Origin of the sequence: Kribbella sp. VKM Ac-2569, assembly GCF_004216905.1 — a bacterium.
Lineage (GTDB): Bacteria > Actinomycetota > Actinomycetes > Propionibacteriales > Kribbellaceae > Kribbella.
The window spans coordinates 186,596-198,451 of sequence record NZ_SGXJ01000007.1; the positions used below are offsets into that span (position 1 = coordinate 186,596).

The window sequence follows — 11,856 nt, forward strand, 5'->3', positions numbered from 1 at the left end:
CTGCAATCGGTGGACGAGAGGACGGCCCGGGAGTTGCGTGGCTTGGCACGCGTCCTGGTGCGGTCCGGGTACGCCGACCACGCGGCGATCACGGCCGCGTTGACCGAGGCCGTCTCGGAGGATGCGCCGTCGATGGACGCGGCCGCTCTGGTGCCGCTGCTGATCGGCGAGGCGGTCATGGACCTCAACGAGGACGCCGCCGCCTGGCCCGAGTCCACGGATCCGGACCGGTTGGACGCCGTACTCGCGGAATTCGAGCGTCTCGGCCTGGTGGTGGTCCGCTACACGTCGGACCACCACGCGGCTCGGCAGGCGCTGGAGGCCGCCGACAGTCCGCAGGGGCTGGTGTTCTTCACCGACACCGACGTCTGGCACGCGGTCGACTTCGGCATGCTCGAGCTGAAGCTCTGGCACCCGGACACCGCGAACGTCGCACCGGGGGAGCCGCTGCTGGAGGACGTGCTCGCGCTGCTGCGCCAGAACGACCTGCCCGCGGTGTTCGACGAGGGCCGGATCGAGGTCACGGTCGACTGGCAACGGAGGGTGAACCTATGACTCTACCGATGCCACGCCTCCGGCGCGGCGGGTCATGGGGCTGGTGCTCCCGGTCTTCCCTCGTCGCTCCGGTCGCTTCGCTCCCTCCGCTCCTCAGTCCAGACCGGGAGGCCCCATGACCGGCATCGGCGTTTTCGCACTGCAGGGGAACGTCCGCGAGCACCTGGCGATGCTGGCGGAGGTCGGCGTCGAGGGTCTCGCCGTACGACGTCCGTCCGAGCTGGAGCAGGTCGACGCGATGGTCCTGCCGGGTGGTGAGTCGACCACGATGTACAAGCTGGCGCGGTCGTTCGAGTTGTTCGAGCCGCTGCAGAAGCGGATCGCGGACGGGATGCCGGTGTTCGGGACCTGCGCCGGGATGATCATGCTGGCGAACGAGATCACCGGCGGGACCGCGGACCAGGAGACGCTCGGCGGGCTCGACGTGACCGTCCGGCGGAACGCGTTCGGGCGGCAGGTCGACTCGTTCGAGGCGGACCTCGAGTTTGCCGCTTTCGACACGCCGTACCACGCCGTGTTCATCCGGGCACCGTGGGTGGAGCGCGTCGGGAGGGACGTGGAGGTACTCTCGACGGTGAGGTCGGGCCCCGCCGCGGGTAGGATCGTCGCGGTTCGCCACGACCGGCTGCTGGCCACGTCGTTCCATCCGGAGATGACCGGGGACGCCAGGCTGCACGGCTACTTCGCCGAGTTGGTCCGCGGCCTCTGAGACGTTGCAAGCGGTAGAAGGGTTGGGTTCGCCATGTCAGGCCACTCCAAGTGGGCCACCACGAAGCACAAGAAGGCCGTCATCGACGCGAGGCGCGGCAAGCTCTTCGCGAAGCTGATCAAGAACATCGAGGTGGCCGCCCGGATGGGCGGTGGCGACCCTGGCGGGAACCCGACGCTGTACGACGCCATCCAGAAGGCGAAGAAGACCTCGGTCCCGAACGACAACATCGACCGCGCGATCAAGCGCGGCTCGGGTGCCGAGGCGGGCGGCGCGGAGTACCAGACGATCATGTACGAGGGCTACGGCCCGAACGGCGTGGCGATGCTGGTCGAGTGCCTCACCGACAACCGGAACCGGGCCGCCGCGGACGTCCGTACGGCGATGACACGCAACGGCGGATCGCTCGCCGACCCGAACTCGGTCGCGTACATGTTCAACCGCAAGGGCGTCATCGTCGTCGCCAAGGACCAGGACGGCAAGTCGCTGTCCGAGGACGACGTGATGGAGGCCGTGCTCGAGGCCGGCGCCGACGAGGTCAACGACCTCGGCGAGTCCTGGGAGGTCGTCACCGAGGCCACCGACATGGTCGCGGCCCGGACCGCACTGCAGGACGCCGGCATCGACTACGACTCCGCCGATGTCCAGTTCGTCCCGTCGATGACGGTCGAGTTGGACGCCGAGGGCGCCGGCAAGATCTTCCGCCTGATCGACGCCCTCGAGGACAGCGACGACGTCCAGAACGTCTACGCGAACTTCGACGTGTCCGACGAAATCATGGCCGAGGTCGGCTGAAGCCTAGGGGCCGCGGTGACCGCGGCCCCTTTGCCCGGACTGAAGTGTGTCAGATTATTGACGAGCGTCAGAGAGAATGGCACGATTCGAGGCACCCTGAGCCTTGAAGGAGCGCGCCATGGCTGGAACGTTCGTGTTGATCACCGGTGCCTGGCATGGCGGGTGGGCCTGGCGGCCCGTCGCCGAGCAGCTGCGGTCCGCGGGTCATCAGGTGCTGACTCCGACCCTGCCCGGACTGCAGGACGGTGCGGACCCGACGCCGTACACGCTGACCGATGTCGTCGACTCGGTCGTCGAGTTGGTCGACGGCGAGGACCTGCGGGACGTCACGCTGGTCGGGCACAGCTGGGGCGGTTACGTGATCGCCGGCGCCGCGCCGAGGCTCGCGGGGCGGCTGCGGAAGCTGGTGTTCTGGAGCGCGTTCGTCCCGGCCGAGGGCCGCAGCCTGTACGACGAGGTGCCGCCGAACTATCAGGCCCTGTTCGACGGACAGGCGCAGGCGTCCGGGAACAACTCGGTCGCGATGCCGTTCGAGGTGTGGCAGCTGGCGTTCATGCCGGACGCGTCCGAGGACGTGCAACGCGTCGTACACAGCCTGCTCGTGCCGCAGCCCATGCAGTACTTCACCGAGACCGTCGCACCGCTGGATCTCGACACCCTCGGCGTACCGGTCGCCTACCTGCTCGGCGAGGACGACGTCGCCCTTCCGCCCGGCGAATACGGCTGGAACCGATTCGCCGAGCGGCTCGGCGTCGCCCCCGTCCCGACCCCCGGCAGCCACGAAGCCTGCTTCACCCGTCCGGTCGAACTGGCCGAGGCCCTGCTGAAGATCTAGCTACATTCCGAGGGCTTTTCCGTCGATCACCTGGGCGGCCGGAGGGGCCTTCGGCGGTGTGACCTGGTTGTACTCGGTGAACGTCAGCGCGTCGGTGCCGGACGACTCGAGGCGGATCGGGCGTGCGGTGGCGGTGTCGACCCACAGGGTGCCGTCGGTGTCGCGGAGACCGATCGCGGTGACACCGTCGACGGTCCGCGGCGCGGTCTTGCGGAGCGTGCCGGTCGGCTCGAACAGCGTGTCGAAGAACTTCGGCTTGCTGGCGAACGCCGCGAGCTCACCGAGGTCCTTGTCGGTCAGCGACGTCTTGATCCAGCGGCCCCCGACCAGCCCGATCACGGCGTCCGCGTCGGCCTTGTCCTTGATCTGGGCGCGCCAGAACTTGTCACTGATCTTCAGGTACGCCGTCTTGTCCAGGACGATCAGCGAGAACGCGGCCCCGTTGATGCTCATCGTGCCCTGACCGCCGGCCTTGCTGAGCCGGATGTCCAGCACGATCTTGTCGCCGTCGTCGGACATCGCGCCCTTCATCCGCACACTGGTCGCGGCCTTCGCGGCGGCCTGGGCCTTGGCGAGGATCTTCGCCGAGGACAGTCCGGCGATCGTGCTTGCCGGCGTACTGGTAGACGGCTTCGTGGGCGTCGCCACCGGCGACGGCGTGACGGACGTTGCGGTAGGTGTCGGTGTGGTTCCGATCGCGTCGCTGGTTGCCGGGTCGGATCCCTGGCAACCAGCGACGAGTACAACCAGCACGCCCACCATCGCGCAGGCCGCCGTACGACGTGTCAGCATTTGCTCCCCCTCCCGCACTCCCCAGTGCAGATATATGGAGAGATGCCGACACAGCCCGAAAAGTTGCCATCAGTTCCAGTAGCGGTCGTCGATCAGGTTCAACGCGGCGAGATCGGTCGCGACGAGATCGGCGTAGACGGTGGCGCCGTACTCGGACGTGTGGGTGTCGTCGCGCTTCTCCCGGGTCAGATACAGCGCCTTGGCGGCCTCCGGTCCGAGGGCTTCGACGACCGCCTGCGTACGGGCCGTGAGATCGACGAGGGCGACGTGCTCGGCCGCAGCGACTGAGCGCATCTCTGCCGGTAGGTCGACACCCAAACCGTTGACGATCAGACCGGTCGAGTTGAGCTTCGTCCCGGTGAACCATCTCCGCACGATCGGCGTGACCAGGACCGGAGTCGCACCGGTCGAGCGGATGCCGGCGACGATCTCGCTGAGATTGGCCCGGTACTGCGCGGCCGTCGTCTGCTTGTCATTGTGGCCGAACTGCACGAGTACGACGTCCTGCGGCCGGAGCTGTGGTTGCAGCGCGGCCCACATCGCCGGCTCGGCCAGGAACGACACCGTGCTCTCACCCGATCCGGAATGGTTCGTCACCGACAACCCCTGACCGAAGCGGCTGGGCAGTCGCTGGCCCCAGCCCGTGTACGGCGGTGTCTCCTGGTCGGTGACTGTCGAGTCGCTCACCAGGAACAGCCGTCGCGTGCTGACCGGCGCCGGGGTCACCACGACGTTCGACGGAGCCGCCCCGGAGAAGCGCAGCGTGAGGCCCGGCGTACCTGGTCCACCGAAGCCGTTCTGCTGCCCCTCCGGCTCCCGCACATTGACGGTGAAGTGCAGCACCGGAGCCGAGCTCCCTGACACCATCAACCGCCGCGCCTCCGCGAGTACCTCCACAGGTTTCCGCTCGCGGCCCAGGACCACCTTCACGTTGTAGTCGCCGGGAGGGACGTCGTACGTGCAAGTGACAGGCGCCTCGCCGGTGCACTCCGACGGGGCCTCTGCCGCGGCCGTCATTGGTTGGGCGCCGAGAGCCAGCACGACCCCAGCGGTGAGCAAACGCAGCATGGCAGCCACCTCACGGGTTCACGATCTGGTCGCCGACCAGGGCGAGGGTCTGGATGGCGGCCAGGCCGTACAACGCCGTCGTGTTGGTGGAAACCCACTTGGCGGCCTGTGTCTTGTTGAGCGTCGACTCCACGTCCTCGGCGGTCCACGGGAGGTTCGGCGCGTAGCCGTCGCCCTTGTAGAACTCCGACCAGGCACGGGCGGCCAGGTCGTCGCGGTTCAGCCGGACCGAGGCGTACGCCGTGAGTCGCGCATGCCCCTGCCGCAGGATGAGGTTGCCGAAGTACGCCCCGCATTCAGCTGTCTGCTCTGCACGGGTCGCGTTGAACAGCCGGCAGTACTGCAGCCACGCGGCCTCGAACGCAGGCATCTCCACCAGGTCGATCAGCTCGGCGCAGATCTCCACCTCGCCGAACATGGCGCTCAGATGGGACACACTGACGGTCTTCTCGGCCACAGGTGCGAAGCGACCCGTGTCGAGGTCGTAGAGCCCGCTGCCGGTGACGAACCCGTTCGGCATCGCCCCGATCGTCTCCATCGTCCCAAGCAGCTTGGCCTTGGCGACAGCAGCCTTAGGCCCTTGCCGCTCCCACTCGGTCAGCCAGGCAGCAGCCAGACCACTCCAGTCTGTACCGAGGCCGATAGACAGTGCATGCGGGTCAGGTGTGTACGGCTCGGTCCTGATCTTCCGCAGCGGGTCCAGCACCAGGAACGTCTTGTCCGAGTCCACCAGCTCCGACAGCAGGTCGCCAGTACGCTCGTCAGCCGTCAGGTAGTAGTAGAACCGCCGGTACGCCGCCGTACTGATCCGCTGCTGCTTCGCACTGTCCGCCCAGTGCTGTACGCCGTGCCGCGTACCCAGGCCGGCCCACTGACCCAGGTGGTAGACGTCGACCTCACCGGTGTGCCGCGTCATCGCCTCTGCGAACCGGAAGATGTCGGCACGCCCTGACCGCAGGAACGCGTACCAGAGCCACAGGTCCGGTGACAGCTCCGAGTTGTCCCACGCGTACCCGCCCACGTCGTACCGCCACACCAGCCGGTCCTCGTCGAACGTGTGCATGATGTCGCCGTAGTCCCAGAACCCGTACCAGTGCCGCGACTCGACCTGCCCGCGGTAGTAGTCGAACAGGAAGTCCAGGTGGTCCTCGATCGCCTTCTTCGCCGGCACGGACCGGTCCACCGGGCTGAACAGCCCACCGAACACCCGGGAGCTCACCAGTTGGTCCACCGGGTTGATGAGCTGCGGCGGCGTCCGCACCTGGTCGGCCAGGTCACCCAGCCGCGCAGCCGACGGCGTCGCCTCCAGCGCCCAGAACGTCAGCTCAGACGTCCGGGCGATGCCGTACGGCGTACCGAACGCGGGCTCGTAGTCCTCGTAGGTGATGTTGAGGCCCTCGAGCTGCTCCGGGTAGGTGTCCTGGCCCATGCCGTCGTGGTAGAACCGCGTGTCCATCGCACCGGCGGCCGGCGACCACAGCCACACGGTCACCTCGGCTTCCTCGGTCGCTGCCTTCCGGACGTCCAGCTGCGTCGGGTGCCGCTGCCAGAAGTCCCTTAATCCGAAGGCGAATCCGCCGCTCACGCCACCGACGTACCCGAGGCCGGAGGCGCGTTTGCCCTGGTCGACCGAGACCCAGCCGTACCCCTTCGCGGTCCGCTTCCTCACCGTGAAACCGTCAGCGGTCAACTGGCTCAGCGAGTAGTCGCCCCACTCGGGGATGTACTGCAGCCGCGTCGTGACCCGCTGGTCCCACGTCGCCGGATCGGGCAGCTTCGTCCCGGCGATCTGCGCGGCCCGTACGACGGCGCCCGGATCCCGCCGCAGACCGGTGATGCCCTTCACGGCCTCGGACACCATCCCGTGCCCCTCGCCGACGAACCGGACGTGCCGGTCGTACGCCGCATCGCGCATCGGCACCGAGAAGCGCACGCCGAGCCCGGCGATGTAGTCCTTCTGCCCGTCGCGGTCGTAGACGAACGTGTGCACCATTCGCACGTTCTCCGCACCGGCCACGAAGTACAGCCGGACCGAGAACGGCAACCAGGTCAGGCCCTTGCGTGACTTGTGCCGGCCCTCGATCCGTACGACGGCGCGCACCGGCCCGGACTGCTCCACGGTGACTTTCTGGATGTCACTCTCGTACTGCTCCCGGACCGCACCGCCGTCCTCGTCGTCCGCGATCTTGTCCTGCTTCAGGTTGATCAGCTGACCCTTGCGCGCGATCAGCACGTCACCACGCCAGATGTGGCTGATCAGCTCGGTCCCGCTCTTCCGGATCCGCGCCTTGATCACGCCGGTGTCGACGTCGACGTACAGCTTCTCGTTCTGCACGGTGACGGGATGCGCCGGCGCGGTCGCCGTACCCGGGCCGAGCGTGTACGACTCAGCAGGTGCGTCCACTGCGATCGCGTGCGCACTCCACTTGAGCGAGCCGTCCGGCCAGTACGCGGTCGGCCAGCTCTGCAGTGGTACGTCGGCGCCGTCCGCGGACTTGAGTGCGAACGACTGGTTCGCTGGTACGGCGCCCTTCGGCCAGGGCGTACCCCACGTCGTCACCGCTGCCGTCGTCGGCTTGCCTTCGAGCCAAGTGAGCTTCACTTCCTGCACCTCCGCGGCAGTTGCAGGTTGGATGTTGTCCAGCAAGGAGACCGCGGGCACTGCGGCCATACCTGCTAGGACTGTGCGTCTTGAGACCTCCATGCCGTTCCACCTCTGTCATTCCGGTGTTCGGGGATCAGGGACAGGTTCTGGATCGCTGCCAGCGCGTACTGCGACGCGCCGTTGGTACTGATGAACGCGGCCTCGTCGACCGGCATCAGCGCGCCGTCGACGGGAGTGGTCTTCCACTCGGCCGTGTCCACTGAGAAGTTGCGCCAGGCCAGCCGAGCGAGCTCCGGGTCACCGGTGCGTGCGGCGGCGTACGCGGCCAGTCGGCTGTGGGCCCGTTCTTGCGAGATGCCTTGCAACGGCTGGCCGAGCTCTGCGGTCTGCTCCTCGGGCGAGAGCAGGTAGAGCCGGCAGTAGTCGAGCCACGCCTTCTCGAACCCCGGTACGTCGAGGTCCAGGTCGATGAGCTCGGAACAGATCTCGGGCAGCCCGAAGAGCGAGGACAGGTGGGACACCGCGATGGTGTCCCGGCTGGTGTCGAAGCGCCCGGTGGACAGGTTCAGCCGCGCGCTACCGGTCAGGAAGCCGTAGTGCAGCGCAGCGATGTCGGACATCGTTCCCACGAGCCGTGCACGGGCCCGCTCGTCGCCGTGTCGTTCCCATCGCGTGAGCCACGCAGCGGCCAGTGCACCCCAGTCCACGCCCAGCTCGATGGACAGCGCGTGCGGGTCGGGGGAGTAGACGTCCGGTCGTACCTTGCGCTGCGGGTCGACGACGAGGAACGTCTCCTCGATGGTCGCCAGCTCGTCCATCAGGTCACCTGTCCGCTCGTCCGCGGTCAGGTAGTAGTAGAAGCGCCGGTAGATCGCACTGGAGATCCGCACCTGCTTGCAGCTGCAGCCCCAGTGCTGCACGTTGTGCCGCGACCCCAGGCCCTTCCAGCGGCCCAGGTGATGTACGTCGACCTCACCGGTGTGCCGTGTCATCGACTCGGCGAAGCGGAACACGTCGGCCCGCCCGGTCCGCAGGTACTGGTACCAGAGCCACAGATCGGGGGAGAGCTCCGAGTTGTCCCAGGCGAACCCGCCCACGTCGTACCGCCACGTGTGCCGGTCGCGGTCGTAGGTGTGCATGACGTCGCCGTAGTCCCAGAACCCGTACCAGCGGCGTTGCTCGCGCTGCCCGACGTAGTACTGGAAGAGGAAGTTCAGCCGGGCCTCGATGTCCTGGTGGTCCGCAGTGGGCAGGCTCCAGGTACCGAACACACCTGCCTCGAGCAGACGAGCAGGCGAGACCGTGAGCAGCCCGGGGGAATTGAGCAGCGCTACGTGCTCCGACAGCTCCTCAGCTGACGGTGTGGTGTCGTGGACCCGCAGGCTGAGCTCGTGCGTACGGGCGACACCCTGTGCGTTGCCGAAGCCGGGCTCGTAGTCCTCGTAGGTGATCTCGAGGCCTTCGAGCTGTTCGGCGTACGTGTCCTGGTCCATGCCGTCGTGCCAGTAGCGCACGTCCATGGCCGGAGCGCTGGGCGACCACATCCACACCGTGGCCGTGGCGACGTCGGTGGCCGCGTTGCGGATGTCGAGGCGGGTCGGGTGCAGTTTCCAGAAGTCACGCAGCCCGAAGCCCAGTCCGCCGCTGACGCCACCGACGTACCCGTAGCCGGGTGCTCTGGTGCCGGACGGGATGGTGATCCACCCCTGTCCCGCGCCGGTGCGTTTGCGCAGCGTGAACCCGTCCGCGCTCGTCTGGTCGAGGGTGTAGTCGTTCCACTGCGGGATGCGCTGCAGGCGGTCGGCCACCTCTGGGTTGGGGATCGCCCCTACGGCACGGCCGGCGACCTGGGTACGTCGTACCTCTTCGCCCGGATCGCGACGTAGACCGGTCAGACCGCGCACTGCCTCGGTCAGGAACCCGGACGGTCCCGCGAGTCGGATGTGGCGGTTGTGCGCCTCGTCGCGCATCACGACGTCTGCACTGAGCCCCAGTCCGGCCAGGAAGTCCCGATCCGGATCGCCGTCCCAGACGAAGCTGTGCACGATCCGTACGTCGGCAGCGCCCGCGTAGAAGTACAGCCGCACCGAGAACGGCAGCCAGTCGCCGTGCTTCCCCTCGAGCCGGACGACGGCCCGCACCGGGCCGTCCTGTTCGACGGTGATGCGATCCACCGTCGCCGTCGTCTGCTCCCGCGGTCCGCCCAGGTCGTCGTCCGGAGAATTCTGCCGCAGACTCACCAGCCGAACGTTCCGCACGACCTCCTGACCGTCGTAGCTGATCGACGCGATCAACCCCGGTTGCCGGAGCACCCACGCGACGGGCCCGGTCGTAATCCGCACCTCGCCATCTGCACGTTCCACGTGCACCGGCTGAGCCGGCGTCGCGGGCTCACCGGCGACCAGCTCGTACGACGAATCGGGCTGCTCGGACGGCCCGATCGCGTGCGCGGACCACTTCACCGAGCCGTCCGGCCACGTCGCAGTCGTCCAGCTCTGCACCGGCGTACCGTCGTCCAACGCGAACCGAGTGCCGTCGGCAACCGTTCCAAGCGGCCAGGGGACGCCCCAGGAAACACCTTGTCTGCAAGGAGTTTCCAGCCATTGTAAGGTCGTCACTCCTTCACCGACCCGATCAGCACGCCCTTCGCGAAGTGCTTCTGCAGGAACGGGTAGAAGAACAGGATCGGCAGTGTCGCGACCACGACGACCGCGAACTTCAGGCCCTGCTCGGGGAACGTCACCGTCTCCAGTTGCTGCAGCACGTTCGCCGAGTCCGCGTTCGCCGCGGTCAGCTGGCGGACGATCATCTGCAGCGTCCACTTCTTGCTGTCGTCGATGTAGAGCAAAGGCGACATGTAGTCGTTCCAGATCCCGACCGCGTAGAACAGCGAGAACGTCGCGATGATCGGTTTCGACAACGGCAGCACGATCCGCAGGAACACGTTCAGCTCGTTGCACCCGTCGATCCGGGCCGCTTCCTCGAGCGCCTCCGGCAACTCCTGGAAGAAGCTCTTCACCACGATCAGGTAGAACGGGTTGATCGCCAGCGGCAGCATCAGCGCCCAGTAGCTGTCCAGCAGCCCCAGATCCCGTACGACGAGGTACGTCGGGATCATGCCGCCGCTGAACACGAGCGTGAAGATCACCAGGTTCAGCACCAGCGCCCGCCCCGGCAGGAACTTCTTCGCCAAGGGATAGGCCATCGTCAGCGTCAGCAGCAGCTGGATCACCGTGCCGACCGCGGTCACGCCGACCGTGGTCAGCAACGCGCGGACGAACGTGTCGGTGGAGAAGATGTAGTGGTACGTGTCGGTGACGAACTTGTGCGGCCACAGGAAGAACGGCCGCGAGCTGATCTCGGACTCGGTCGCGAACGATCCGGCGAGCACGTAGAGCAGCGGAAGCACCGTGACGATCGCCAGACCGGACAGGAGTACGACGTTCAGTACGTCGAACACGCGACTGCCGACAGAGTCGTAGTACCGGACTCGTTGTTTCATCGTGTTCCTCCTCTCAGAACAGCCCGCGCTGGCCCATGCGCTTGGCCAGGAAGTTGGAGCCGAAGATCAGCACGACGCCGATCACGCCCTTGAACAGGCCGACGGCGGTCGCGTAGCTGAACGAGCCCTGGGTGATGCCGATGTAGTACACGAACGTGTCGAACACGTCCGCGACGTCACGGTTCAGCGACGTGGTCATCAGCCAGATCTGCTCGAACCCGGAGTCCATCAGATGCCCGGACGTCAGGATCGCCATCACCACGATCGTCGGCCGGATCGCCGGCAGCGTGATGTGCCAGAACTGCCGCCACCGCCCGGCGCCGTCCACTCGAGCGGCCTCGTACAGCTGCGAGTCCACGCCCGCCAGCGCCGCCAGGTAGATGATCGTTCCCCAGCCGGTCTGCTTCCACAGCAGCTGCAGCACGATCAGCGGCCGGAACCAGTCCGCCTGCGCGACGTAGTCCGTCTTCTGCCCGCCGACCAGGCCGTGGATCCAGTTCGCGATCACGCCGAAGTCCACCGAGAACAGCAGGTAGGTGAGCGAGGCGACGATCGTCCAGGACAGGAAGTGCGGGATGTAGACCAGCGACTGCACGGACCGCTTCAGCACGTTGACCCGGAGCTCGTTCAGCAGCAGCGCGACGACGATCGGCGCCGGGAACACGAAGACGACCGTCAGCACGGCGAGCAGCAGCGTGTTGAACATCAGCCGGCCGAAGTCCGGCCCGGTGAACAGCTCCTGGAAGTGCTTCAGACCGACCCATTCGCTCCCCGAGTAGCCGAGGAACGGCACGTAGTCCTTGAACGCGATGGTCAGGCCGTACATCGGCAGGTACTTGAACAGCAAGAAGTACGCCAGGCCGGGCAGCAGCAAGAGGTACAACCAGCGGTAGCGCCAGAGGTTGTGCGTACGGCGTCTGCGCCGCGGGCCGGTCGCCGGCCGCGAAGAGTTCGCGGCCGGCTGCACCACCTCAGGCACGAGGTCGGTGGCCATC

General features: G+C 67.2%; 10 protein-coding genes. 4 read left to right on the top strand and 6 right to left on the bottom strand.

The window, feature by feature from the left end:
* Positions 1–9 precede the first annotated feature (9 nt).
* The 4 genes from EV649_RS37135 (at position 10) to EV649_RS37150 (ending at position 2,894) form a co-directional block, all read left to right on the top strand.
* Positions 10–555 (top strand): hypothetical protein, encoded by a 546-nt coding sequence (locus EV649_RS37135; RefSeq protein WP_241999144.1) that lies wholly within the window; start codon positions 10–12, stop codon positions 553–555.
* 115 nt (positions 556–670) lie between these two features.
* Complete coding sequence (pdxT, locus tag EV649_RS37140) at positions 671–1,264, top strand: pyridoxal 5'-phosphate synthase glutaminase subunit PdxT (protein ID WP_130388393.1); 594 nt, start codon at positions 671–673, stop codon at positions 1,262–1,264.
* Positions 1,265–1,297: 33 nt separating this feature from the next.
* Complete coding sequence (locus EV649_RS37145) at positions 1,298–2,059, top strand: YebC/PmpR family DNA-binding transcriptional regulator (RefSeq protein WP_130388394.1); 762 nt, start codon at positions 1,298–1,300, stop codon at positions 2,057–2,059.
* 118 nt (positions 2,060–2,177) lie between these two features.
* Entirely contained in the window at positions 2,178–2,894 is a 717-nt protein-coding gene (locus tag EV649_RS37150) for an alpha/beta hydrolase (protein WP_130388395.1), read from the top strand.
* On the opposite strand, the gene EV649_RS37155 is transcribed toward EV649_RS37150, so the two are convergent.
* The 6 genes from EV649_RS37155 to EV649_RS37180 form a co-directional block, all read right to left on the bottom strand.
* Entirely contained in the window at positions 2,895–3,686 is a 792-nt protein-coding gene (locus EV649_RS37155; RefSeq protein WP_130388396.1) for a hypothetical protein, read from the bottom strand.
* Between the two features lie 69 nt (positions 3,687–3,755).
* A complete protein-coding gene (locus tag EV649_RS37160; protein ID WP_130388397.1) occupies positions 3,756–4,754 on the bottom strand; it encodes a rhamnogalacturonan acetylesterase in 999 nt (332 codons plus the stop codon).
* Positions 4,755–4,764: 10 nt separating this feature from the next.
* Complete coding sequence (locus EV649_RS37165; RefSeq protein WP_130388398.1) at positions 4,765–7,458, bottom strand: Tat pathway signal sequence domain protein; 2,694 nt, start codon at positions 7,456–7,458, stop codon at positions 4,765–4,767.
* On the bottom strand, positions 7,431–9,977 hold the full coding sequence (locus tag EV649_RS37170) for a Tat pathway signal sequence domain protein (protein WP_130388399.1): 2,547 nt from the start codon (positions 9,975–9,977) through the stop codon (positions 7,431–7,433). Before EV649_RS37170 ends, EV649_RS37165 begins: the two co-directional genes overlap by 28 nt.
* On the bottom strand, positions 9,974–10,861 hold the full coding sequence (locus EV649_RS37175) for a carbohydrate ABC transporter permease (protein ID WP_130388400.1): 888 nt from the start codon (positions 10,859–10,861) through the stop codon (positions 9,974–9,976). Before EV649_RS37175 ends, EV649_RS37170 begins: the two co-directional genes overlap by 4 nt.
* A gap of 13 nt (positions 10,862–10,874) precedes the next feature.
* Positions 10,875–11,855, bottom strand: coding sequence for an ABC transporter permease subunit (locus EV649_RS37180; RefSeq protein WP_130388401.1), 981 nt, complete (start codon positions 11,853–11,855; stop codon positions 10,875–10,877).
* Position 11,856: the final 1 nt, after the last annotated feature.

Coding starts and splice junctions, on each gene's coding strand:
- pdxT (WP_130388393.1), top strand. CDS start 671: ATGACCGGCATCGGCGTTTTCGCACTGCAGGGGAACGTCCGCGAGCAC.
- EV649_RS37145 (WP_130388394.1), top strand. CDS start 1,298: ATGTCAGGCCACTCCAAGTGGGCCACCACGAAGCACAAGAAGGCCGTC.
- EV649_RS37150 (WP_130388395.1), top strand. CDS start 2,178: ATGGCTGGAACGTTCGTGTTGATCACCGGTGCCTGGCATGGCGGGTGG.
- EV649_RS37155 (WP_130388396.1), bottom strand. CDS start 3,686: ATGCTGACACGTCGTACGGCGGCCTGCGCGATGGTGGGCGTGCTGGTT.
- EV649_RS37160 (WP_130388397.1), bottom strand. CDS start 4,754: ATGCTGCGTTTGCTCACCGCTGGGGTCGTGCTGGCTCTCGGCGCCCAA.
- EV649_RS37165 (WP_130388398.1), bottom strand. CDS start 7,458: ATGGAGGTCTCAAGACGCACAGTCCTAGCAGGTATGGCCGCAGTGCCC.
- EV649_RS37175 (WP_130388400.1), bottom strand. CDS start 10,861: ATGAAACAACGAGTCCGGTACTACGACTCTGTCGGCAGTCGCGTGTTC.
- EV649_RS37180 (WP_130388401.1), bottom strand. CDS start 11,855: ATGGCCACCGACCTCGTGCCTGAGGTGGTGCAGCCGGCCGCGAACTCT.